The sequence below is a fragment of the Cupriavidus sp. FW306-01-F10A genome, from assembly GCF_058782785.1.
In genome coordinates, this window is record NZ_JBYSYA010000017.1 from 13,990 (window position 1) to 38,520 (window position 24,531).

Annotated in this window: 20 protein-coding genes; 6 read left to right on the top strand and 14 right to left on the bottom strand. The window is 62.9% G+C overall.

The window, feature by feature from the left end; genetic code table 11:
* Positions 1-64: 64 nt before the first annotated feature.
* From AC3WLF_RS22125 to AC3WLF_RS22155, 7 genes are all read right to left on the bottom strand, one after another.
* Positions 65-2,167, bottom strand: coding sequence for a 3-hydroxyacyl-CoA dehydrogenase NAD-binding domain-containing protein (locus AC3WLF_RS22125; RefSeq protein ID WP_492358843.1), 2,103 nt, complete (start codon positions 2,165-2,167; stop codon positions 65-67).
* Positions 2,168-2,269: 102 nt separating this feature from the next.
* Complete coding sequence (locus AC3WLF_RS22130; protein WP_492358844.1) at positions 2,270-2,989, bottom strand: ABC transporter ATP-binding protein; 720 nt, start codon at positions 2,987-2,989, stop codon at positions 2,270-2,272.
* Positions 2,982-3,743 (bottom strand): ABC transporter ATP-binding protein, encoded by a 762-nt coding sequence (locus tag AC3WLF_RS22135; protein ID WP_492358845.1) that lies wholly within the window; start codon positions 3,741-3,743, stop codon positions 2,982-2,984. Before AC3WLF_RS22135 ends, AC3WLF_RS22130 begins: the two co-directional genes overlap by 8 nt.
* Positions 3,740-4,726, bottom strand: coding sequence for a branched-chain amino acid ABC transporter permease (locus AC3WLF_RS22140; RefSeq protein ID WP_492358846.1), 987 nt, complete (start codon positions 4,724-4,726; stop codon positions 3,740-3,742). The genes AC3WLF_RS22135 and AC3WLF_RS22140 overlap by 4 nt, the downstream gene beginning before the upstream one ends.
* Positions 4,727-4,734: 8 nt before the next feature.
* Positions 4,735-5,634: a branched-chain amino acid ABC transporter permease gene (locus tag AC3WLF_RS22145; protein ID WP_492358847.1), complete on the bottom strand. Its 900-nt coding sequence runs from the start codon at positions 5,632-5,634 to the stop codon at positions 4,735-4,737.
* Between the two features lie 44 nt (positions 5,635-5,678).
* Entirely contained in the window at positions 5,679-6,893 is a 1,215-nt protein-coding gene (locus AC3WLF_RS22150; RefSeq protein ID WP_492358848.1) for an ABC transporter substrate-binding protein, read from the bottom strand.
* A 654-nt stretch (positions 6,894-7,547) separates the two neighbouring features.
* Entirely contained in the window at positions 7,548-8,186 is a 639-nt protein-coding gene (locus AC3WLF_RS22155) for a TetR/AcrR family transcriptional regulator (RefSeq protein WP_492358849.1), read from the bottom strand.
* Between the two features lie 629 nt (positions 8,187-8,815).
* Between AC3WLF_RS22155 and AC3WLF_RS22160 the strand changes: the two genes are divergently transcribed.
* Positions 8,816-10,441, top strand: a complete 1,626-nt coding sequence (locus tag AC3WLF_RS22160) for an AMP-binding protein (protein ID WP_492358850.1) — start codon at positions 8,816-8,818, stop codon at positions 10,439-10,441.
* 1,306 nt (positions 10,442-11,747) lie between these two features.
* Positions 11,748-12,551 carry a BPL-N domain-containing protein gene (locus AC3WLF_RS22165; RefSeq protein ID WP_492319543.1) on the top strand — a complete coding sequence of 268 codons (804 nt, stop codon included), beginning with the start codon at positions 11,748-11,750 and terminating at the stop codon, positions 12,549-12,551.
* A gap of 20 nt (positions 12,552-12,571) precedes the next feature.
* Here AC3WLF_RS22165 and AC3WLF_RS22170 read toward each other — a convergent pair whose 3' ends face one another.
* The 4 genes from AC3WLF_RS22170 to AC3WLF_RS22185 are packed head-to-tail and all read right to left on the bottom strand — an operon-like array spanning position 12,572 to position 18,094.
* The gene (locus tag AC3WLF_RS22170) at positions 12,572-14,302 is read right to left on the bottom strand and encodes an acetyl/propionyl/methylcrotonyl-CoA carboxylase subunit alpha (RefSeq protein ID WP_492356000.1); all 1,731 of its coding nucleotides are present in this window, start codon (positions 14,300-14,302) and stop codon (positions 12,572-12,574) included.
* A gap of 26 nt (positions 14,303-14,328) precedes the next feature.
* Positions 14,329-15,972: a 5-oxoprolinase subunit PxpB gene (gene pxpB / locus AC3WLF_RS22175; RefSeq protein ID WP_492358851.1), complete on the bottom strand. Its 1,644-nt coding sequence runs from the start codon at positions 15,970-15,972 to the stop codon at positions 14,329-14,331.
* 27 nt (positions 15,973-15,999) lie between these two features.
* Positions 16,000-16,812 carry a putative hydro-lyase gene (locus AC3WLF_RS22180; RefSeq protein WP_492319540.1) on the bottom strand — a complete coding sequence of 271 codons (813 nt, stop codon included), beginning with the start codon at positions 16,810-16,812 and terminating at the stop codon, positions 16,000-16,002.
* 28 nt (positions 16,813-16,840) lie between these two features.
* Positions 16,841-18,094, bottom strand: coding sequence for an MFS transporter (locus AC3WLF_RS22185; protein WP_492351341.1), 1,254 nt, complete (start codon positions 18,092-18,094; stop codon positions 16,841-16,843).
* Between the two features lie 335 nt (positions 18,095-18,429).
* On the opposite strand from AC3WLF_RS22185, the gene AC3WLF_RS22190 reads away from it, so the two are divergent.
* Complete coding sequence (locus AC3WLF_RS22190; RefSeq protein WP_492319538.1) at positions 18,430-19,098, top strand: GntR family transcriptional regulator; 669 nt, start codon at positions 18,430-18,432, stop codon at positions 19,096-19,098.
* 108 nt (positions 19,099-19,206) lie between these two features.
* Here AC3WLF_RS22190 and AC3WLF_RS22195 read toward each other — a convergent pair whose 3' ends face one another.
* A complete protein-coding gene (locus tag AC3WLF_RS22195) occupies positions 19,207-20,103 on the bottom strand; it encodes a GntR family transcriptional regulator (protein ID WP_492358852.1) in 897 nt (298 codons plus the stop codon).
* A 267-nt stretch (positions 20,104-20,370) separates the two neighbouring features.
* Here AC3WLF_RS22195 and AC3WLF_RS22200 point away from each other — a divergent pair, with 267 nt between their 5' ends.
* Both AC3WLF_RS22200 and AC3WLF_RS22205 read left to right on the top strand, forming a co-directional pair.
* On the top strand, positions 20,371-21,495 hold the full coding sequence (locus tag AC3WLF_RS22200) for an NAD(P)H-dependent flavin oxidoreductase (RefSeq protein ID WP_492358853.1): 1,125 nt from the start codon (positions 20,371-20,373) through the stop codon (positions 21,493-21,495).
* A gap of 83 nt (positions 21,496-21,578) precedes the next feature.
* The gene (locus tag AC3WLF_RS22205; RefSeq protein ID WP_492358854.1) at positions 21,579-22,175 is read left to right on the top strand and encodes a DJ-1/PfpI family protein; all 597 of its coding nucleotides are present in this window, start codon (positions 21,579-21,581) and stop codon (positions 22,173-22,175) included.
* Between the two features lie 34 nt (positions 22,176-22,209).
* On the opposite strand, the gene AC3WLF_RS22210 is transcribed toward AC3WLF_RS22205, so the two are convergent.
* Together AC3WLF_RS22210 and AC3WLF_RS22215 are read right to left on the bottom strand one after the other, a co-directional pair.
* Positions 22,210-22,425, bottom strand: coding sequence for a response regulator transcription factor (locus tag AC3WLF_RS22210; RefSeq protein WP_492351343.1), 216 nt, complete (start codon positions 22,423-22,425; stop codon positions 22,210-22,212).
* A 34-nt stretch (positions 22,426-22,459) separates the two neighbouring features.
* Positions 22,460-23,398 carry a S1C family serine protease gene (locus tag AC3WLF_RS22215; RefSeq protein ID WP_492358855.1) on the bottom strand — a complete coding sequence of 313 codons (939 nt, stop codon included), beginning with the start codon at positions 23,396-23,398 and terminating at the stop codon, positions 22,460-22,462.
* Between the two features lie 491 nt (positions 23,399-23,889).
* On the opposite strand from AC3WLF_RS22215, the gene AC3WLF_RS22220 reads away from it, so the two are divergent.
* A complete protein-coding gene (locus AC3WLF_RS22220; protein ID WP_492319532.1) occupies positions 23,890-24,522 on the top strand; it encodes a malonic semialdehyde reductase in 633 nt (210 codons plus the stop codon).
* Positions 24,523-24,531 lie beyond the last annotated feature (9 nt).

Genomic DNA, 24,531 nt, shown 5'->3' on the forward strand with positions numbered 1-24,531 from the left:
GCAACAGTTGTCGTGCGGTCCGCTACATGCCCTGCCTCATTTGCGAGGCGGGCGTCTCGCATGGTCAGTTGAATTGCTTGCCACCGGCAATGAGCTTCTTGATCAGCGGCGCCGGTTCCCAGAACGACGCATCGTCATGAGGATTGCTCGCAAAGCGCTTCATGGTCTCCGCGACGTTGAACAGGCCGACCTGACTGGCGTAGCGCATCGGACCGCCACGATGCATGGGGAAGCCATATCCGGTCAGGTACACCACGTCGATGTCGCCTGATTTACTGGCAATGCCGTCCTCCAGGACTCGCGCCCCCTCATTTGCCAGTGCATACACCAGGCGTTCCACGATCTCCTTGTCACTGATCTTGCGAGGCTTGATGCCCAAGTCCTGACGGTGCTTCTCGATCATTTCTAGGACGACGTCACTCGGGATAGCGTCACGTTTGCCCGGCTGGTAGTCGTACCATCCTGCGCCGGTCTTCTGGCCCAAGCGGCCCATGTCGCATAGCTTGTCGGCGGTTCCGCTGAACTTCATGTCTGGATTGACTACGGCCCGATGCCTGCGGATCGCTAACCCGATGTCGTTACCTGCCAGGTCGCTCATTCGGAACGGCCCCATGGCGAAGCCAAACTTCTCGATGGCCTTGTCCACCTGCTGGGGCGTGGCACCCTCATCCAGCAAAAAACCTGCCTGGCGGCTGTAATGCTCGATCATGCGATTGCCGATGAAGCCGTCGCACACCCCCGCCACCACGGCCGTCTTGCCGATCTGCTTGGCGAGTCTTACCACCGTGGCCAGCACCTCTTTACTAGTGGCCTTGCTCCGCACCACCTCAAGCAACTTCATGACGTTGGCCGGGCTGAAGAAGTGCATGCCCAGGACATCCTGCGGCCGCCGGGTAAAGGCTGCGATCTTGTCTACATCGAGCATAGAGGTGTTGGTAGCGAGGATGGCGCCCTGCTTGGCGACCTCATCCAACTGCTTGAACACCTTTTCCTTCACCCCGATATCCTCGAACACGGCCTCGATGATCAGATCGCAGTCGCGAAGTTGGCTGAAGTCGAGCGCAGGCGTCAGCAGCGCCAGTCGCTGCTGCAGCGCCTCCTGATTGAGCTTGCCTTTTTTTAGCTGCCCCTCATAGTTCTTGCGAATCGTTGCCAGGCCGCGATCGAGCGCTTCCTGGGTGGTCTCCACGATGGTGACGGGGACGCCCGCATTCAGGAAGTTCATGCTGATCCCCCCACCCATGGTGCCTGCGCCGATCACGCCCACGCTCCGTACGGAGCGAATCGGGGTGTCTTCGGGGACATCGTGAATCTTGCTGGTCGCGCGCTCGGCCATGAATACGTGACGCAGCGCCGCGGACTCAGGCGTCCTCATCAGCGCCATAAAGATGTCGAGTTCCTTGGCGAGGCCCTCGTCAAACCTGAGCTTCGTCGCTGCCTGGACGGCTTCCACACACTGCAGTGGAGCGGGATAGTGCTTCGACGCGCCAGCCACCATGTTCTTGGCGAACTGGAAGTAGGCGTCGCCCTGAGGATGTCCGCAGGGCAAGTTGCGCACCAGCGGCAGTTCGCCGCCCCGGGCTGCAACTTCCCTGGCAAAGAGCACGGCCTCCGCGAGCAGCGACTCCTTTGTTTCGGAAAGCTCGTCGAACAGGCGCTGACCATCAACTGCCGCCAGTTCCTCACTTTTCACCGGCTGGCCACTGATAATCATGTTCAGGGCGCGCTCCACGCCAAGTACGCGCGGCAAACGCTGGGTGCCGCCTGCACCGGGAATGAGGCCAAGCTTCACTTCAGGCAGCGCCACGATGGTGCCGGGCGCGACCATGCGATAGTGACACCCGAGCGCCAGTTCGAGGCCGCCGCCCATGCAAGCCGAATGCACCGCCGCCACGACCGGCTTCGTCGAGGCTTCCAACGCCAGGATGGTCGAGAGTAGGCTCGGGTCCTGGAAGGTTTTGGGACTTCCGAATTCATTGATGTCGGCGCCCCCCGAGAATGCCTTGCCGGCCCCGGTCAGCACAATCGCTGTCACGGCACTATCCGCCAAAGCCTTGGCGAGACCGTCGGTAATCCCCACCCGCGTGGCATGATTGAGCCCATTCACCGGTGGGTTGTTCAGGGTGATCACGGCGACGTTGCCATCTTTCTGATAGTTAGCGGTCATACATTTCTCTCCTGCAATCAAATCTTTGTCGTTGATGTGTGCATGGCATCACGTACTCAATGTCTGTGCGCATAGCAAAGTCGTGAGAACGGCAAACAGGGGTTACATGCCGAGATACGCCTGGCGCACCCTTTCATCGCCGCTGAGCTTGTCAGCCGGCCCTTCCAGGGCGATTTCACCGTTCTCTAGGATGTAGCCGTAATTGGCGATATTCAGCGCCAACTGCACGTTCTGCTCTACCAACAGCATCGTGATACCGCGCTCCCTGTTGAGCTGCGCGATAATTTGGAACATCTGCTGCACCAACAATGGCGACAGTCCCATCGATGGCTCATCGAAGAGCATGAGTTTGGGTCGCGCCAGCACGGCGCGACCGATCGCAAGCATCTGCTGCTCCCCACCAGAGAGGGTGGCCGCCATCTGGTTCCGCCGCTCGGCCAAACGCGGAAACATGGAATACACAAGATCCATGTCGCTACGAATCTGGGCGCGGTCTTGCCGCATATAGGCGCCGAGCTCCAGGTTCTCGCGCACACTCATATCGCCAAAGACCTGTCGCCCTTCCGGTACTTGCACAACGCCTCGGCGCACCAGTTCGTCGGATGTGGCGCGGTCCACCCGCTCCCCTGCCAGGCGCACCTGGCCTTCCGTGCATTTGACAATCGCAGAGATGACGTTCAGCGTGGTCGATTTGCCGGCGCCGTTGCTACCGAGAAGGGCAACAATCTGACCGGTCCACACGCGTAGCGAAACGCGGGACAGCGCCTGGATGCGCCCGTAGGCAGCGCTTACATTGTCGAGTTCGAGAAGTGCGTTAAGCATGCGCCCCCCTTTGACCCAGGTACGCTTCGATGACACGCTCGTCCCTTCCGACCTGCTCCGGGGTACCCTCGGCAATCTTCTGGCCAAAGGCCATCACGGTGATCTGATCGGATATTGACATCACCAACTGCATAACGTGCTCCACCAGGAGCACCGTAATTCCGTCTCGCACTGAGAGCTCCTTGAGGAGTCGATCAAGGCGCTCGATCTCACGATTACGCAGACCCGCTGCTGGTTCGTCCAACAGGAGCAACTTGGGTCGAATCGCCAGGGCTCGCGCAAGCTCCAGCAGCTTCTGGTTCCCGAAATCCAGCTCGCTCGCCTTCTGGTGACGCTCGTCGGCCAGACCGACCCGGTCAAGCAGATGCTCAGCGAAGTCGACACTTTCGCGGTCGGCGCTTCGCATCAGTCGTCCGAGGGTGCGCGTGCCGCGGGAATGCGTCCCCAACAAGACGTTCTCGAGTGCTGACAGTTCGGCGAAGAGCTCCAGGTTCTGGAAAGTTCGCGCAATGCCCAGATCTGCCATACGGTGGGGTGCCACCGTGGTGAGTTCTTTGCCCTGCAAGGTCACGCGTCCGCTGGACGGGGTATAGAACCGTGAGATGCAGTTGAACGTCGTCGACTTGCCAGCGCCGTTAGGACCGATCAGTGCGTGTACCTTGCCCTGTTCCACTTCGAACGACAGCGAGCTCACCGCTTTGAGGCCACCGAAAACGACCGAAAGATTGTCGACTGCAAGATATGGCGTCTTCACGATGCTCCCCCCTTCTTTGCCACCGTGCGGGCACTCCTTAACGAAGCCAACCCTTTGGGCAGGAACATCATGAACAGCATCAAGACGACGCCGTAGATGATCTCCTGGTACGACGGTGCCTGGCGCAGGAGTTCCGATATCAGGCCTACAATGATTGCGCCGGCAATCGCGCCGCGTACCGAGCCCAATCCCCCGACCACCACCATCGTGAGCACCATGACCGTGGTCTCAAAGCCAAGGCTTTCCGGATGAATGAAGGACGTAAAGAGGGTGTACATGCCACCCGCAACACCGGCAAAGGCGGCCGACAGGACAAACGAGGCCACCTTGATCGCGCGCGCGTTGACTCCCATTGCAACGGCGGCCATGTCACTCTCTCGAACCGCGCGAAACGCCAGGCCGAGCCTGGACCGCGAGATGGCGACCGTCAGTGTCACCATGAGTGCCGCAATAGCAACGACGAACGGGTATGCCAGCAGGTCAGAAACCAATTGCAACTCGCCCAAGGTGGCGGCACGAATGCGCAGGCCGTTGGCGCCACGCGTGGCACTCTCCCAGTTCAGGAGGACCCATTGCATTGCCTCGCCGAAGGCGAACGTCGCCAGCGCTAGATAGATATCGCGCATCCGCAGCGCTAGCACGCCGATCGCCCATCCAACCAGGGCGGCAACGGCTGCACCTGCCAGAATCGACACCGGAAACGGGTAGTGCCAGTGGTTGTTGACCAGGCCCGCGGTATAGATACCGATGCCGAAGAAGGCTGTATGCGACAGCGTGAACTGCCCGGTCTCTCCGATTGCCAGGTGCATGCCTAAGGAAAGCACCACATAGACCATCAACAGATTGACCACGTACAGCACGTAGCCACTTGCGCCCAGAGGCAGCGCCACCAGAAGCAACGTCAATATCCCGAGAACAGTCAAATCGGTAGCGGAACAGAGCGAGCGGGTCGTGGCTTCTTTACTCCCGAGCAGGGAGGACATAGTGCGGTTCATACTTTCTTAACCCCTACTTTGCCGCCGAACAGTCCCTGGGGACGCACCAGCAGAACAACCATAATCACCATGAACGGTGCGACCACAATGGCATTGGACGAGATAAAGAGGCCAACCATATTCTCGACAATGCCGATGATGAAGCCGCCGACTACCGCACCCGGAAGGCTGCTGAAGCCGCCAACGATCGCCGCTGCAAAAGCCAGGATGGCGATGTGACCCAGGTCAGGTGTCATCAGGATCTTCGGCGTAATGAGCAGTGCCGAGATGGCGGAGATCGCGCCGGTGATTCCCCAGACCTGCATGCGAATCGTCGACAGCCGAATGCCGACGATCTGTGCGCCTCGCGGATTCATGCCTACCGCTCGCATCGCCCGCCCCGCCCGAGTTCGGGTGAACATCACCCAGAGCAAGAGCATGACCGCGATCGCGGTGGCGAAGATCACCATATCAAGCTGAGTGAGCGACGCTTGGCCGATCGTTATGGGATCTTGCGGAACCAGCGATGGCAGGGAGCGGGGCGTGTCACCAAGCCCGGTCTTGCGCACCACGCCCTTGAGCAAGTAGGAGAAGCCAACCGTGGCAATCACCAGTTGCGCAATACCACGTGTACTGGCGACACGCTCCATCGCCAGACGCTGAAACAGCGCCGCAACAACAGCGCTGACAACGATCGTCAGCACCGCCGCTGTCCAGTACGAAGCGTTCCAGACCAACAACGCGTACAAGGCGACGTAGCCGCCAAACATGAAGATGTCCCCTTGCGAGTAGTTGGGGACGTCCGTGGTCTTGAACACAATGACGATCGCCACTGCCAGCAAGGCATACACGCTGCCTGTGACGATCCCTGAGAGAAGGGCCTGTTGGATAAACAGCCAAATGTCGGAAAGACTCATGAGTTCGCTCCAAAGCGATACCAGTTCGTCGGCAATCCCTGGTTTCAGGGTGCGTAAGTCCAGTTACTCTTGAAGCTGCCCGATACCGGCGTCATCGTCGTGCCGTCAAATTTGATATACATGGCCGACTCTTGCGCGGCGTGATCAGTCGGGCTGAACTCGATCGGCCCTGCCATGACGCCGGAATCGAATTTGAGTCGGGACAACGCCTCCAGGAACTTCTCCCGAGTGGGCTGCGGGCCAGCCGCCTTCAAGGCATTGACAACGGACATGGCAGAAGGCAGGCCCTGCGGCATGTAAGGCTCCGGGTGTCCGGGCTTGGCCGCAAGCTCCGGATAGGCTGCCTTATACATGTCGTAGACCCATTTGATCTTGGGGCCTCCAGGGACGTCAGCCAGTACTTCCTGGATATAGACGTTCTTGAACGCCTCCTTGCTGCCAACGTTTTCAACGAGCTGCTTGAGGTCAGCGGTTGAGTTGATCGCCAGCACAATCGGCTTGTTAAATCCGAGCTCGAAGGCACGCTTGATAATCAAACCGACCGGGCGAGCATAGGCGGTCAGCAACAAGGCATCAGGATTTGCTGCTTTGATCTTCAGCATCGGTGCAGTCACGTCTGCGATATTGCTTCGCACCGACTGCACATTCAGCTCGATGCCGCCGAGGCCCTTCGCCTCCGCCTTGGCGGCGTCCAGATTCCATTCGCCGTAAGCGTCATCGGCGTTGATGTAGCCGATCTTCTTCGCCTTCAAGTGCTTTGCGGCAAACTGCACCATCGACCCACCGACGGCATGCTGGGAAATTGAAAAGGCGCCGTAGATGTATGGGGACGGCGGATACAGTGCCCCATCTCCCGACGCATTGAGCATGACAAGCGGGATCTTGGCACGCTCGATGTACTCACGCGCCCCCAAGACTGCGACCGAGCAGGATCCGCCGTTCAGGAGAAATACCTTTTCTTGCTCGGTGAGCTTCTTCACCGCGGCGACCAAGTCATTGGCGTTGCAGCGATCGTCCTCCAGCACCACCTCGATCTTGCGGCCGTGAATGCCGCCCTCCTTGTTCACCTTGTCGTACCACATCCGCGCTGCGTTGATGACATCGAAGCCGTAGCTCATCGACGGGCCCGACATCGGCGAGAACATACCAATCCTGATGGTCTTGTCCGTGATCCCCGGCTGGCTCTGGGCATTTGCCACAAGCGTCGCTGCGCTGAGAGTTGCGACAAGGGCCAACGCTGAAAACTTCATTCGCTTCATGTGACGTCTCCATGTTTTTTTCTAGTCAGAACGAGAGAAACCGATCGAGCCGCGATGCCGGCAACACCAGTTGCTTCAAGTTCCCCGCGATCTTCTACCTCTAGTTATAGGGCTGTCAAGAAAAAATGAAAGTGTTTTCATTTTTTGCGCGATCGTGCCGAGAGGGAGCAACCAGCGACGGAGGCTAGACCAGGACGACGTCTCTGCGCGGGCCACGCGCCGACGGCTGGCTGACTTGTCACGGCTCAGTCCATCACGTCGGCTATGTCAGCCGAGGAACGCGGGCGGGCCAGACCGGAAGCAGGGAAATTCGGATAGCGCGCATGCGACCACGCAGGAGGGAATGCTCTGGCGATTCCAAGCGCAAAACGGGAGCACGGCGAGTCTTCGTCGAAGCCGTTGCTGAGCGTCGACGGTACCGACGGAAAACGGCCGCCGGGATGGTCAAGAAGAGAAAGGGATGGCGCTGGCCGCCGGGCCTGCTGCTAGCGACCCGGCGCGACAGACGCTAGGCTAAGCGGTCCGCCGGGCGAGCAAAGCGGTGCCACCGGGGTCAAGCGGCGCGCAGATCCGCTCTGTCGCAAGAAGATAGCGACTATAGATCATTGTTCGGGGCCGCTCCCGTCGCCAGGGCGGGATCAAATCGCCATCTGGTCAGTCGAGCAGGATCCGCCGCAGCAGGTCCAGGTAGACGGTGACGACGCGGTTGTCGATGGCACCGTTCTTGTTGATGAACTTTTGCAAGCGAAGGCCGTAGAACGAACGTTGCGCCATTAGCATCAGCGACACCGTCTCGATTTCGACGCGATCCAATGGGCGGATCTCGCCCTTCTTCGCCGCGCTGGTCAGGACTTTGCGGTACCCCTGCGTAATGGCCTGGAAGTATGCCTCGAAGGCATCGGGACAGAAAATTTCTGCCTCGTTTAACACCCGCAGAAAGAACGGATGCTGATGTAGAAAGCGGAACCATTCACGAAACGCCGCCTCTTCACGCAAGAAGAAATCGGCATCCGTTGGCATCGCGGCGCGGACCGCATCGCGCAGCCGTCGGCCGCTGCTTACCACCAGCTCAGCGAACAGGGCTTCCGTGCTGTCAAAGTAGTTGTAGAAGGTGCCCAGCGCGACATCCGCCCGCTCGGTTATCCGCGACAGGGTGGCCGCTGCAAAACCGCTCTCGGCAATGATCACGGCCGCTGCTTTCAGCAGCGCTTCCCGCGTCCGTTCTCGGTTCTGCTCGCGCTTGGATAGTGCAGGAGTGTCTACACCGGCCGGTTTCAGTTCTGACTCGCTCATGGAACAAGTGTATGTCCGCGTCACATCGAAGGTCAATCGCAAAAAATGAAAGGCTTTTCATTTTTTGTTGACAGACGCGACGAGGCGCGCGAACATGATGCGGGATGGCGGTGAGCACCCCCTTCTGCGAGGCGGTACACGCACACACGGCCATCGCATCTGCGACGACAGATGCGGGCCGGAGACAGCATCATGAGGCGATCGGCGTACTTCTTGAGACCATCCAACAGGCTCGGCGAGGTGGGCGTGGCAAGCCGACCAAGACGACATCTTGTTCGTGGACGTTGACGTGCGGCTCAGGCCCCGACGCGGACGCTACAGCTCGCGATCTTTTCCATGGCAATAAGACTGAACTCCCGGCGGCCACGAGCCCTTGCAGTGTCTAGGCAGCACGTATCAACGAGATAGCGATCCGCCGCCCGTACGCCGCGCCCACTCGCGCCACCCTAGAACCCGATTCCGTTCGAGGAGACAATGATGAAAATGAAGAACCGATATACGCCATCCGACCGCGGACTAGGAGTTAGACGCTGCGCTTCACGAAACTACGTTAAGGCCAGCAACCAGGCCGCGCCGAGCACTGCCCTCCCCGCCGGTCAGTCCTTCACGATTTGGCAAGGTGAAGCGCGATGAAGCCGCAATCAGATTGTCGCGTTCCCGCTGCAAGCGAATGCGTCCTGCCCTACCTCATTGCCCGTGCAGCCAAGGAGCGACCGGAGGACATCTTCGCCACGTTCGAGGACGCGGAAAGCTGGACCTTTCGGCAGACAGCAGATCGCGCCCGGCGCGTAGGCGCCGGACTGAGGCGCGCTGGCGTAACCCGCGGTGAGCGGGTCCTGGTTTGGCTGCCAAATGGCCCGCGAAGTCTGAGTACGTGGTTCGGTATCAACATGTTGGGCGCCGTCTTCGTCGGCATCAATCTGGCGTACCGTGGCGCCCTTCTGCAGCACGTTATCGAGAACACGGATGCCAAGACAATCATCTGCCACCCTGACCTCGCGCCCCTGCTCGCCAGTTGTGGCTCCAACCTGCCGTTGAAGACGGTGTTTACGGATATCGAGCGCGTCAACGACTTGAATGTTCTTCGGGAGAGGGGCCTCATCGTACGGCCCATCAGTGATCTCGAGCAAGAGGCGGCGGACGATCTCCCGGTCGAAGGAATTCAACCGTGGGATCTTCAGTCCATTTGCTTCACCTCGGGAACCACAGGGCCTTCCAAGGGCGTGCTCTCTAGCTATCTACACCTCTATACCATGGGGGTCGAATGCACGGCTGGTACCGATTGCCAGGACCGGTGGCTGATCAACCTGCCGCTGTTCCACGTCGGGGGAACGCTGTTTGTGATGGGTGCGGTGGCACGCGGCAGCTCCATCGGAATGCTCAACCAGTTTCGCACTGAGACCTTTTTGGCTACGTGCCGCGGCCTTGGGGTAACCGCGGCCTGTCTGCTGGGGGCAATGGCCACCTTCTTGCTGCGCCAGGATCCCGAGCCAGACGATCGACTCCACGGGTTGCGGCGAGTCATGGTTGTTCCGCTCAGCGAAGACGCCAGACTACTGAACGATCGCTTTGGCTTCACGGTCTATACGGTCTTCAACATGAGCGAGACCTCTTGTCCGATTCGCTCGGAGGATAACCCCATCCGCCCTGGCTCGTGTGGCAAGGTGCGTGACGGTGTCGAAGCACGGATCGTCGACGAAAATGACTGTGAAGTGCCGGTCGGGCAAGCCGGTGAACTGACACTGCGTACTGGCATGCCGTGGACAATGTCGCAGGGCTATCACAAGATGCCAGAGGCTACCGCAAGTGCTTGGCGCAATGGCTGGTTCCACACGGGGGACATGTTCCGGCAGGACGAGGACGGCAATTACTTCTTCGTGGACCGAATCAAGGATGCCATTCGCAGGCGGGGCGAGAACATCTCGTCCTTCGAAGTGGAAAGCGAACTGCTGAGCTACCCCGGCATTCTGGAAGCCGCTGTCATTGGCGTGGCGAGCGAGCACGGCGAACAGGACGTGCTCGCCACCCTTGCCCTGAAGCCCGATGCTGCGATCTCCAACGCGGAACTCGTCGCCTTCCTGTGCGATCGATTGCCGCATTTCATGGTCCCACGCTACTTCCGGTTTGTGCCGGCCTTGCCAAAGACCCCTACCGGAAAGGTAGAGAAGCATGTCCTGCGTGCGGCAGGCGTTACCAGCGACACCTGGGATCGTGACGCACAAGGTATCCGCGTCACGCGTCAGAAGTTGACATGAACGCGCGACATTGTTGAATGCCAGGGAACATTCCGACGTCCCCATGCCTGGCGAAGCGCCCTCCCGTAATTGCTACCACCCTTAGCAGTTTTCGCCAGTGCCGGATAGGCTGGCGATCGTCTCTTCTTCAGTGTGGATTCAAGCGGTCGCTCGTTCAGCTTTTGCGGATGACCTACCAAGGGTCAGCTACGGCCATTGCGGAGGAGATGTCGGGACGCCTTGAGACACTGTCCTCACCTCACAGTTCGGCGAAGAAGCTTAGAATGAACCGAACTTTCTTGTGCAAGCGGCCGCAAAATCCAAATCCGCGACGCCAACTTCCCCGCTCGCCGTGCTTGACCGGTCGCGCGGCCCCGCCCATGCGGTGCCGCGCGAAGGATCTCCCCTCGCCCGCACCGGGTCTTCTGCGATTTTGCCTTGCATCGTAGCGCCTATGCAATAGAGTCCTGTTCTGCCCTGGGGTCGGAAGGTAGTATCAAAAAAGGGACGGCAGCTCCTTAACCTCTAGCCCCGAACTGGTTCACTGTAAAACGCTAACCAGTGGCTGCTTTGCAAGCATGCGAAGTGATCGAGCAGGCGTTAAGCATCAACGCTAAGTTAGCGGATCCAGGTTTGACGGAGCAGGACCGCCCCTCCCCCGATGGTCCAGCGACAGGAGCTAACCTCCGCGTACCGGCCCTCCGAACCGCGGCTCACGAGGTGTCTTCGCACGCCGTCCCACAATTTCGCTCAGCTCAAACTCGCGTACCTTGTTGTTTGCTCGGCGGAGACTTGCAGCTTCGGGCCTGGCCGCAGTCGATATGCCTGCCATTCCAGTGGTTGTCGACGAATTTCCTCCATAGCGTCCGCGATGCGAAGCGTAACGGTTTGCACTATTTTGAAGCACCAGAAAGCCTGGGCGATTATCCGTCCGGCCGAAGCGCGCAGATGTCGCCGAACAAAAACTCCATTACTTTCAAGGAGTTAAGAGAGAAAATGAAAATTCGGTCGCGTTATCGTTGAAGAATGCAAGTTCGGACATTATTTGCTTCTATGCCACCAGAAGAAAAAAGCCTCAATATCCACATTTCAGAGAAGTTTCGGCCCTGAATTGCTTGAAATCGCGGCCACGATTCTCCGAATTTCCCAGGTGGCGTTGCCACTGAAATCTTGCCGGTCGGCCGCGTTATGCTTGAATCCATTCAGGGCAACGATGTGCTTTACCAATGCACAACAAGAGCACCTGGAATCACCCAACCTCCTATCCGAGACCGGTACCGGAGCCGTCCCGTGAGTTCCCGTTCGTTATTCAAAAGCGGATACCGGTATGCCAAGGCCCAAGATCCTGACCTATGTCGACGCCGGCGCTTCCGACTGGACCGCATGCCTGATGCGGACCATCGGGCACCAACTCCATGCCAGCACCTACGAGCTCCGCGCGGTGATGGCAGACGACATCCGGCACGACGCCACGCTGTTCGCTGGGGCGGTGCTGTTTGTCATGCCGGGCGGCGCCGACCTTCCCTACTGTGCACTGCTGAACGGGGCCCCGAACGCGCGCATCCGGCATTTCGTCGAGCAGGGCGGCGCCTACCTCGGGATTTGCGCGGGCGCTTACTACGCATGCCGGGAACTGGCGTTTCACGCCGGCACCAGGGGCGCAATCTGCGGCCCGCGCGAACTGTGCTTTGTCGACGCGGTGGCAGTGGGCTCGCTGCCGGAACTGACCGACGGCATGCTGTATGACGGCACGCCGCGTACCACGGCCGCGGTGAAACTGCGGACCACGGACAGGCTGACCGATGTCCCGATGTCGCTATACGCCCACTACCATGGCGGCTGCCGCTTTGACTTCGGCGACGCTCTCGGCCCCGACACGCAGGTCCTGGCCGTCTATGCGGATATCGATGGCACGCCGCCCGCCATCGTCAGTTCACGGGTTGGCAAGGGCCGCGCGGTGCTCGCCGGCGTCCACCTGGAGATCTCAGAGCGGGAGTGCAAGGATGCGCTGCGCGGACACAGCGATATGCCTGAACACCTCCATGTCTGTGACCGGCTGGCGCAGACCGGCGATACACGCCTGGCGGTGTTTCGCCGCTTGCTGGCGCACGCGGGGCTTGCGCTGAACTGAGCGGCGCACCCTAAGTGCATTCACACAATATTGACCAGCCGCGTCCCCGCCGTCAGGAAAGTGCCCTCGGCCGCCTGCCACGTTACGCGGCCGCCGCGATGGGCATGGACTTGCATCTCCATCTTCATGGCTTCCATCACGGCGATCAGATCGCCTTCCTCGACCTCGTCGCCAACTGCGACCTTCCAGGTCTGCACGGTGCCGGCGATCGGGGATGGCAGGTCGGCCGGGTCGGTAGCGGCGGCCTGGGCCGGCGCCGCGGCGCTGCCTTGCCCGGGCGCATCGGCGAGGCCGCGCAGCAGCTGCGCCGGCAGGCCCAGCACCACGCGGCGGCCGTCGATCTCGATGGCGGTGCGCAGCAGGCTGGCATCGTGCCGGGGCTCGGCACGGGTGGCCGCCGCCAGCGGCTCGGCGAAGTCGGACTCGATCCAGCGCGTGTGGACCCTGAAGCCATCCGCGCCGACGAAATCTGCATGGTTGATCACCGCACGGTGGAACGGCAGCACCGACGCCACCCCCTCGATACGGAACTCGCGCAGCGCGCGGCGTGCGCGCGCCAGCGCCTGTTCGCGCGTGGCACCGGTCACGATGAGCTTGGCCATCAGCGAGTCGAATGTGCCGGGGACCACCGAGCCGGACTGCACGCCCGAATCCACGCGCACGCCGGGGCCCGACGGCGCCTCGAAGGTCTGCACCGGCCCGGGCGTGGGCAGGAAGCCGCGGCCCACGTCCTCGGCGTTGATGCGGAACTCGATCGAATGGCCCAGCGGCGCCGGGGTTTCGGTAATGGAGAGCGGCAAGCCATCCGCCACGCGCAATTGCTCGACCACCAGGTCCACGCCGGTGGTCTGCTCGGTCACGGGGTGCTCCACCTGCAGGCGGGTGTTGACCTCCAGGAAGGAGATCGCGCCGCTGGCGCTGAGCAGGAATTCCACGGTGCCGGCACTGGTGTAGTTGGCCGCCGCGCAGATGTCGCGGGCGGCGGCATGGATACGCGCGCGCTGCGCGTCGGTCAGGAACGGCGCCGGGGCTTCTTCGACCAGCTTCTGGTTGCGGCGCTGCAGCGAGCAGTCGCGCGTGCCCAGCACCACGACATTGCCATGCTGGTCGGCCAGTACCTGCGCTTCGATATGGCGGGGCTTGTCGAGGAACTGCTCAACGAAGCACTCGCCTCGGCCAAAGGCAGTGACAGCCTCGCGCACAGCGGAGGCGTACAGCTCTTCCACCTCATCCATGCGCCATGCGATCTTCATGCCGCGGCCGCCGCCGCCGAAAGCCGCCTTGATGATGATCGGCAGGCCGTTCTGCTCGGCAAAGGCAAGTACCTCGCTGGCGTCCACGACCGGGTCTGCCGTGCCGGCGACCAGCGGCGCACCAACCTGCAGGGCGATCTTGCGCGCTTCCACCTTGTCGCCCAGCCGCGCAATCGTGGCGGGAGACGGGCCGATCCAGACCAGGCCGGCATCGATCACTGCCCTGGCAAACGCTTCACTTTCCGACAGGAAGCCGTAGCCTGGATGCACGGCATCTGCCCCGCTGCGTCGGGCGATATCGAGCAACTTGGGAATGTTCAGGTAGGTGTCGGCCGGACGGTCGCCATCCAGGCCGTAGGCCTCGTCGGCCAGCCGCGCGTGCAGCGCGTCGATATCGGCATTGGCATACACGGCCACCGACCCGACGCCGTAGTCGGCACAGGCGCGGATGATGCGGACGGCAATTTCGCCACGGTTGGCAATCAGGACTTTCTTCATCGCAATCTCTGTTAAGGCTTGTGCGCTCAGGCGGCAGACGGTCGCTGCGCCGACGGTTGCAGTTCTGACGGTTGAAGTTCTTCGAAGGCGCCGAGCGGGTTGAAGCGCAGCCAGGCGCCAACCGGAACCTGTCCGGCGCGGTCCAGGTGGTAAGGCGCCACGGCCCCGATCACGGGGTAGCCGCCAGTCAGCGGGTGGTCGGCCAGGAACAGCACGGGTTGGCCGCTTGGCGGCACCTGCAACGCACCCAGGGCGGTGCCCTCGCTCGGCAGCTCGCCGGTGATGGCGCGCTCCAGCGGCACCTCGCCGGCCAGGCGCAGGCCCACGCGGTTGGATTGTGGGGTGACCTGCCAGCGCTGCGCGGCAAGGCGCGCCACGGACTCGGCAGTGAACCAGTCGGTGCGGGGACCGAGCACCACGTCCAGCACGACGTCCTGCTCCACCGTGGGCAGGTCGGCCGCAGGCAACCCGGGGGTGCCCACGACGGCGCCGGCCGGTGCCGGCAGCAGCTCCAGCACATCGCCCACGGCCAGCGGCGCGGGGCCGACCTTGGCCAGTGTGTCAGTCGCACAACTGCCCAGCACCGGCGCGACGGCAAACCCGCCGCGTGCGGCCACATAGCTGCGGGCGCCGGCAAGAGGCTGGCCAATGCTCAGCGTGTCGCCATCGGCCAGCGCCATGGCCTGGTGGTTCGGGACGCTCCATTGGCGGCCATCGGCAGTGCGCACCGTCAGCGCCGCATCGGCGCCGGCGACAGCCAGCACGGTTTCGCCCACGCTCTGCAGTTGCAGGCCGCCGCCCACGGTCTCGAGCGCCGCGCCGTCGCTGCGGTTGCCGACCAGGCGGTTGGCCATCTTGAGGGCGGCCTGGTCCATCGCACCCGAGGCCGAGACGCCCTGCCCCGCCTGGCCGTGCCGGCCCAGGTCCTGGAACACGGTCTGCAGCCCGGTGGCCTTCACCTTCAGCGCCGCGGCAGCAGGCGCCTGGTCCGTCGGCAACGGCTGGCGCGCCGGGGCGCCGGCGGCGATGGCATTGTCCGCATCGAGTACGCCATCGAGCGTGGCGATGTCGATGAAGCGCACGCGATAGCCGGGCTGCAGCAGCGCAGGCTGTTCGCGATTCAGGTCCCACATGGCCACGGGGGTGACCCCGATGATCTGCCAGCCGCCCGGGCTGGCCTGCGGGTACACGCCGCTGAAAGTGCCCGCCAGGCCCACGGCGCCGGCGGGAATACGCGTGCGCGGCGTACTGCGGCGCGGCACGTCGAAGCTGGGATGGCCGCCGCTGAGATAGGCAAAGCCTGGCGCAAAACCGGTAAAGGCAACGGTGTATTCGCTGCCGGTGTGGCGGCGCACCACTTCCGCGGGCGTGATGCCAAGCAGCTGGGCCACCTCGGCCAGGTCCTCGCCGTCATAGCGCACCGGAATCTCGACCAGGATGTTGCTGCGCTCCACGCGCTGCGACAGGTCGCGCGCGGCAATGGCCGATACCAGCGCGGCGGCGCTGGTGGCCACTGGGCGGAAGTGGACGAGGATGGTGCGCGCGGCGGGCACCAGCTCCGCTACGCCATGCAGCGGATCGCGCTGCAGCGAGGCAAGCAGGGCCAGGGTCTGGTCCAGGTCGGCCAGTTCCACCAGCAGGGCATTCGAAGTGACGGGCAGAAAACGCAAAACTAGCTCCGCAATGACCCGACGGTCCTAGACGTGATACGTGCTGTCTGGCACGTCGGTAATGAACATGTGGCCTGGCGCATGCGTCACGGCGAACGGCACGCCTGACGCCATCACGGCCGCCTGGGGCGTGACGCCGCAAGCCCAGAACACCGGGATCTCGCCCGGCTCGATACGCACGGCGTCACCAAAGTCAGGCCTGGCGAGGTCGGCAATGCCGAGCGCGGCCGGATCGCCGACATGGACGGGCGCGCCGTGCACCGACGGGAAGCGTGCGCTGATGGAAACCGCATCGGCAACCCGATGCGCGGGGATGGGCCGCATGGACACGACCATCTCGCCATGCAGGCGGCCAGCCGGGCGACACTGGCGGTTGGTGCGGTACATTGGCACGTTGGAACCGTCGGCGATATGCCGCACCTCGATGCCTGCCTCTTGCAGCGGCGTCTCGAAGGTGAAGCTGCAGCCGATCAGGAAGGTGACCAGATCCGGATGCTCAGTCCACAGGGGCGTGGCATCCGCCACCTCCTCCACCAGCTTGCCGTCGCGCCACACGCGATACAGCGGGATGTCGGTGCGGATATCGGCCCCTTGCGCCAGCACGGTCTGCTGTGCACCCGCTTCGATCACGTCGAGCACGGGACAGGCCTTGGGGTTGCGTTGTGCGTACAGCAGGAAGTCCCAGGCCCAGTCGCGCGGCAACGCGATCATGTTGGCTTGCGTCATCCCCGGTGCAATGCCGGCGGTAGGCTGTACGGTGCCGGCACGATAGCTTGCGCGCGCTGCGCGCGCGGCGTTCACGGCGGCGATGCGGGTGCGTTCCAGTGCGGAATCTTGCATGAGGGTTGCTCCAGTGTCTTGGATCAGATCAATGCGCAGCCTCGGCCCCGGCTTCGGCGAGCAGTTCGCGCCCTTGCGTTTCCGGCAACAGCAGGCAGGCGATGACGACCAGCCCATAGGCGCCGGCGGCGAGATAGCCGATGGCAACACCCAGCGACATCGATGCGCTCATATGCCCGATCATGGCCGGGAATACGGAACCGACCGCACGGCCAAAGTTGTAGCAGAAACCCTGGCCGGAGCCGCGGATATGGCTCGGATACAGCTCCGTCAGGTACGCCCCCATCCCCGAGAAGATGCCGGACAGGAAGAAACCCAGCGGGAAACCCAGCACCAGCATCGCGGCGTCGGTGATCGGCAACTGCGTATAGCAGATCACGAGGAAGGCCGCGCTCACCGCAAACAGCATGAAGCAACGCCGGCGCCCCAGACGGTCGGACAGCCAGGCGCTGGTCAGGTAGCCGGCGAAGGACCCGGCGATCAGCACCATCAGGTAGCCGCTGGTGTTGAGCACGGAGAGATTGCGCTCCATCTTGAGGTAGGTGGGCAGCCAGGTCGTCACCGAATAGTAGGCACCTTGCATGCCGGTCGCCAGCAGGCTTGCCAGCACCGTCACGCGCAGCACGCCGGGCTTGAAGATCAGCATGAAGCTATTGCTTTGGCCGGTGCGGGCCAGCTTGGCCCTGGTTTCCTGATACACCTCGGGCTCGGAGATATTGCGGCGGATATACAGGATAAAGATCGCCGGCAGCACGCCGGCCCAGAACAGCACGCGCCATGCGTATTGCTGCTCGAACACGGCATAGACCGCCCAGAATGCAATCGCCGACAGGCCCCAGCCGATGGCCCAGCTGCTTTGCACCAGTCCGACCGCCTTGCCGCGGTGGCGGGCCCGGATCATCTCGGCGATCAGCAAGGAACCGACCGACCACTCGCCGCCGAAGCCCAGGCCTTGCAGCATGCGGGTCAGGAACAGTTGCTCGGGGGACTGGGTGAAGCCGCTCAGGAACGTAAAGAAACTGAACCAGAGCACGGTCAGCTGCAGGATCCGCACGCGGCCATATTTGTCGGCCAGGATGCCGGCCAGCCAGCCGCCGATGGCCGAGCTGATGAGCGCGCCCGTCGCGATGTAGCCAGCCTCGGCCTTGGTCATGCCCCACACCAGGATGAAGGTGGGGATCATGAAGGTGTAGATCATGTAGTCGAAGGCATCGACCCCGTAGCCGACGAAGGCGGCAAAGAGCGTCTTGCGCTCAGCCTGGTTGGTTTCTTTAAGCCACATGGTTGCGCTCACTATGGATAAGGACAAAGCGTGGACAAGGCTCGTCGTGCTGTCTTCACGACGAAGTTCCGGTAGCGAGCAAGACTGCTAAACAGCGGCCCCGCACCCCAGCCGCTGTCTAGCAAAACACATACCATGTTCATTTATATGCACGTATGACTCAACCACCGTGCCTTATTGTTGAACAATATTGGCTGCTATTCGATCCTCGTATACACCTAAGTCACGCCTGTAGGGCATCGTTCGCACCAATCTTGTGCCTATTGTTCAACAAAGTGAGATAACATCGCCGCACGGGCGCATGCCGGAACCTGTCGCCCCCGACGCAAGCCAACATGACATCCAGTACTGACGTAAGAAACCTGGCCGAGCGGGTCACGGAGCAGATTCGCCAGCGCATCGTGCATGGCGAATTCGCGCCCGGGCAGCGCTTGTCGGAAGCCGCGCTTAGCGAGAGCCTGCAGATCTCGCGCAACACCTTGCGCGAGACCTTTCGCGTGCTGACCAAGGAAGGCCTGCTCAAGCACGAACCCAACCGCGGCGTATCCGTGGCAATTCCCAGCATCGCGGCCATCATCGACATCTACCGCGTGCGCCGCATGATCGAGTGCCAGGCCATCGCCCAGGCCTATCCCAGCCATCCGGCCAGGAAGCACCTGCGCGAAGCGGTGGAAATGGGACTGCGCTGCCGCGACAGCGGCGACTGGCAGGGCGCGGGCACCGCCAATATGGAGTTCCATATGGCCATCGTGGAACTGGCCGACAGCGAGCGGCTGAACGTGATGTTCTCCCACCTGCTGGCCGAGCTGCGCCTGGCTTTCGGCATGCTGCAGGATGCGGAATTCCTGCATGGCCCATATGTCGAGATGAACCAGCACATCCTGCAGTTGTTCGAGGCGGGCAAGCTCGCAGAGTGTGCCGCGGCCCTCAACGACTACCTGGTGCAGTCCGAGCGCATCGTGCTGTCGGTTTGCGCCCGGCACCCGATTTTCAAGGGGCGTTGAACGCCGGTGCGGCGCATCCATGCATAGCTGCTGCACGCCGAGCCGCGATGGCCACCGCCTGCTCAAGATGCGGCGCCATGCATTGTCGTCGGTAAGGCGCCAGTGCCCTCACTTCACGGCGAGCGTAAACGGCAGCAGCAGGGCATTCACAAGCAGCAAGCCATAGACGACCACCGCCGCCGCCGGGATGGCGAAACGCGTCCGATCCTGCGCGCTCGCAGCACGGCGCGTCCACAGTAAACCCGCACCCATCACGACCAGCCCTGAAAGCAGGCTCTCCACGGCAAGGGCTGCCGGATGGGACTTGTCCGCGCGGCTGTTCTCGTTCTCGGCAACCGGAGGCGCTGTGGCGTGCCAGACCGGCAGCGCTGCGACAGCGGGAGCCGTCGGCCGTGCTGGTTCGACGGGTTCCGGTGCGGGCGACATGGCAGGCGGCTCCGCCGGCGGCGGCTCTTCTTGCACGCGCTGCGTCGGCGCAGGAATCTGCGTTGAGGTCTGTGGGGCCTGTGCGGAAGCCGCCTCGGGCGGCGGTGCCGCCTCCTGGCTGGCCGGGGTCGATCTGGCAGTTGCCGCCGGATTCGCGGCGTCGGAGCGGCCTGGCGCGATTCGCATCGAATCCCGCTCCCGCCAGAATCTGGCGAACAGGGTTTCCAGGCAGCGTACCGAGTCGCAGGCATCGCGCCGGCCGCGCCACGCCCCGATGTCCGAGTCCAGGATCCTGCCCTTGCGCAGCATCCTCTGCTGCTCGGCGTAGATGCGCTCGTAGCGCTCTGACAGCCTGGAGGAATCGCAGATCAGATGCCGCGGGCGCGCCTTCTGGCCGACCTCGCCCGTCGCAAGGTTGCATCTCACCCCGGAGCCATCCGGGTTGTTGCAGCGTACGGGGGGTTCGCGCGCAGTGGATTTGCAGACGATGTCAGAGGCCCACGCGCCGCTTGCGGCAAGGAGGCCCGCTGCTATGTCCACGGAAACAATCGTGACCAGGCGCCCTGTGATCGTCTTCATCAAATGCCCCATCGAAGCGGCCCCAAGGCTTCCAAGCTAGTCGATAGTTGCCGGGTATCCCAAGCCTGCAATGCGGGGCGCGTGCGGTAAGCCACCTTGCCCCGCACCGACAGGACCGGATGCGCCGCGCGATGAACAATCCATTGCGAAGCCGCAGCAACATCTCACGCCGCCGGATTTCATGGCATGCTCGATACCCTCCGGTACAGCCTCGCCTTCAATGAGCTCCCGAGCGGAATCCTGCACTTCAAAGAGAAAGAGACCTTCATGGACACTTCCACGCCCTCCGGCCACCGCCGCAACCTTCTTTCAATCCTGGGCATTTCCACGCCCATCATCCAGGCGCCCATGGCCGGTGTCAGCACAGCGGCCATGGCTGCCGCCGTGTCGGAGGCCGGCGGGCTGGGCTCGCTTGGTGTCGGGGCAATGGACGCGCAAGCCGCGCGCAAGACCATCCGCGAGACCCGAGCGCTGACCGGCAAGCCATTCAACGTCAACCTGTTCTGCCACGCCCCGGCCAAGGCCGATGAGGTGCGCGAGCAGGCCTGGCTCAGCTACCTTGCCGCCCAGTTTGCCGAACACGGCGGGACCACACCGGCGAGCCTGCGCGAGATCTACAAGAGTTTCGTGGCCGACGACGCCATGTTCCAGATGCTGCTGGAAGAAAAGCCAGCGGTCGTGAGCTTCCATTTCGGCCTTCCCGCCCAGCAGAAAATTGACGCGCTGCGCGCGGCTGGGATCGTGCTGCTGGCCAGTGCAACGTCGCTGCATGAAGCGCGCCAGATAGAGGCCGCCGGCGTGGACGCCATCGTCGCGCAAGGCATCGAAGCCGGCGGACACCGCGGCGCCTTCGACACCGATGGCTACGACGAAGGCCTCGGCACGCTGGCTCTGGTGCGTCTCCTGGTGCTGGGCACGAAACTTCCGGTGATTGCCTCGGGCGGCATCATGGACGGGGCAGGCATTGCCGCGGTGCTGGCTCTCGGGGCGGAAGCCGCCCAGCTTGGCACCGCATTCGTCGCCTGCCCGGAGTCATCTGCCGATGCCGCCTATCGCGCGGCGCTGACCGCGCCCCAGCCGCGCGCGACCACGCTCACCCGCGCCATATCGGGCCGCGCGGCCAGGGGCTTCACCAACCGGCTCACGGCACTCGGCATCGCCGCCGACGCACCGCCGGTGCCGGACTACCCGATCGCCTATGACGCGGGAAAGGCGCTTCACGCCGCAGCCAAGGCCGCGGGAAGCGCTGAGTATGCAGCGCAGTGGGCCGGGCAGGCAGCGCCCTTGGCCAGGTCCCTGCCGGCCGCGGAGCTGGTGGCGCAACTCAGGTCGGAGCTCAGGGAAGCGGTCCTGCGCATGGCGGCGTTTGCGTACCCGCAGGACGCAGCCTGAGCGTATCTATAACAATTATTTGAATGTACTGACTGCCGGCTCTACGATGGCGCAACCCAACGTCTCCACTCCCACGAGGCCCCATGCATATCGCCATCCTGACCTTCGAAGGTTTCAACGAAATCGACTCGCTGATCGCGCTCGCCATCCTCAACCGGGTCAAGCGGCCCGGCTTGCGGGTTTCGATCGCCAGCCCGGCGGCCAAGGTGCGTTCGCTGAACGGTGTGGTGATTGAGTCGCAAGCATCGCTGGAGGACGCATGCAACGCGGACGCTGTGCTGGTGGGTAGCGGGATACGAACCCGGGACGTCGTTGCCGATGCCGCGCTGATGTCGCAACTGCGCTTCGACCCGACGCGCCAGTTGTTGGGCGCGCAATGCTCGGGCACGCTCATCCTCGCCAAATTGGGCCTGGTGAACGACGTTCCGGCCTGTACGGACCTGATCTCCAAGCCATGGGTAGTGGAGGCCGGCGTGGCTGTGCTCGATCAGCCGTTTGTCGCCAAGGGAAACGTTGCAACCGCCGGCGGATGCCTGGCGTCGCAGTACCTGGCCGCCTGGTTCATCGCCCGCCTGGAAGGCGTCGAGGCTGCACGCAGCGCGATTGACTATGTGGCGCCAGTGGGCGAGAAGGAGGCCTACGTGTCGCGCGCGATGGCGAACATTGCGCCGTTCCTCTGATGCGCGCTGGTGATGTGACTCCGGGCTGAGCCTCCTACACCAGGATGAGACCGTGCCGCATACCCTGCAATACAGCCTCGGTGCGGCTGCTTGCGCCGAGCTTGCCGAAAATGGCGGACAGGTGGAACTTCACCGTGTTGTCCGATATGTCGAGTTGGCGCGCGATTTCCTTGTTGCCAAGCCCTTCGGCGAGCATGGCCAGCACTTCAAGCTCGCGTGGGGTGAGCGTTTCGGTCAGAGCCGCGGTCATCCTGGCATCCGGCATGCGACGGCTTGCATGAATCTCAGCTGCACGACTTCCGTGACTGGCGTTCGCCCACCGTGACCGAGCACTCCTTGCGCTCGCCACCCCGGATCAGCCCGATCTTCAGCAACTGCCCGATGCGGTCGCCGCCCAGCGCGGCATGGACGTCGTCCATGTCTTGGCATGGCTTGCCATCCAGTTCGACCAGCACATCTCCGATCAGCACCCCGGCTTGCTCCGCGGGCCCGCCCGCCGCAAGCGATACCACCAGCAACCCGCGCCCGCATGCCAGATTCAGCTTCGTCACCCAAGACTCCGACAGGTTCACCGGCTGCGTGCCCACGCCAAGGTAGCCGTGCGAGACACGTCCTTTGCTTAGCAGTTCGCCGCTCACGCGCGCCACGGTCGCAGCCGGAATCAGGATGCCGGCGCCAGGCGCGAGCGCCGATGTGCACAGGCCCATGACCCGCCCCTGCATATCCGCCAGGGCCGCTCCGGAGAAACCGGGGCGCAGGCCGCCGTCAAGCCGCACGAAGGCGTCGAACTGCCCGCCTCGCCAGGTACGCCATGGACCGCCGGCAGTGCCGACAACGCCGAAATCCGCGCTGGTGCCGAGCCGGTCCACTCGCGCCACCGCGAGCACCAGATGGCCCGCTTTGAGGGCGCGCGCATCACCGCTCTCGACCGGGTTCAACTCCACGCCATCGAGCCTCAGTACGGCCAGGTCGGTGCCAGGGTCCCGTCCCGCCAGGACGGCCGCCACGCTACGGCCATCGGCCAGGGTGACTTCAATGCCGTCTTCCTGCCTGAGCGTATGCGCGGCCGTGACCACCACGCCGGGTTGCCAGATGACTCCACTGGAGGGAAAGCGATGCCGCCCTTGCACCGCCACGACACTCTGGCCGACGCGCTCGGCGATGGCTGCCAGGTTGGCGGAAAGATCCTGCAAGGGATTTCCGCTGGGGGTTGAGGTTTCCATGGTGATGACTCCTGCCATTTGCTACATGAACCGATGCGTCGCGCGCCCGGCCAGCTTGAGGAAGCCAGGCAGGCAAGCGCAGACGAGTGGTTTCACAATGACAGGCGCGCGACGGCCGCGCACCACCCTGATGGGTAGCTGGTGCAGGGGGAACTCGCGCGCGGCGTATGTGTTTGCACAAGCTTTTGCCTTCTCGCCATTGCTCCCCCATTTTTCGTGGCACAGGTGCGCCAGGTGCTTGCCAGTATCACCGCGAGCACCAGGGCCGGCAATCGTCACTTCGACCGGATCACTGCGCGTTTCGCCCGGCGTGCCAAAGCGGCTTTGCGGATACCTGAGCCCCTGCCCGCGCTGGCACATGCCGATGGCGCGGACAATCTCTGCGGATCCATGCGAAAGCCGGCGGCGCGGCGGCGAGCGGCGCTGCCTATGCTAGACAGAAGCGGCGCCCTGGCCGGGCAGCCGCGTGGTCCCGTTTCCAGGAGATAACCATGAACAAGCGCTTGAGTGAAGAAGGCATGGATCTGCTCTTTCGCGATGCTCGCACGCACAGCGCATGGCTGAACCAGCCCGTGAGCGACGAAACCCTGCGGCAGCTCTATGACTTGATGAAATGGGCGCCGACCAGCGCCAACTGCTCTCCCGCGCGCATTCTGTTCCTGCGTACCCCTGAGGCCAAGCAGCGCCTGTTGCCCGCGCTGGCGCCGGGCAATGTAGAGAAAACCATGGCCGCGCCGGTCACAGCCATCATCGCCTATGACATCAAGTTCTACGAACTTCTGCCCAAGCTGTTTCCGCATGCGGACGCACGCTCGTGGTTCGCCGAAACCCCCGAGCTCGCGCTGACTACCGCGAGGCGAAACAGTTCCCTGCAGGGCGCGTACTTCATCATCGCCGCCCGCTCGCTGGGGCTCGACTGCGGGCCGATGTCCGGCTTCGACAATGCCAAGGTCGATCACGAATTCTTTCCCGCGGACCCTAAGGACAATGCCTTCCAGCTCGAATATTTCCCGGACAGCCACGTGAAATCGAACTTCCTGTGCAATCTTGGCTATGGCGACCCTGCCAAGCTGTTCCCACGCAGCCCCCGCCTGGAATTCGATGAGGCATGCAAACTGCTCTGAAGGAGGCGG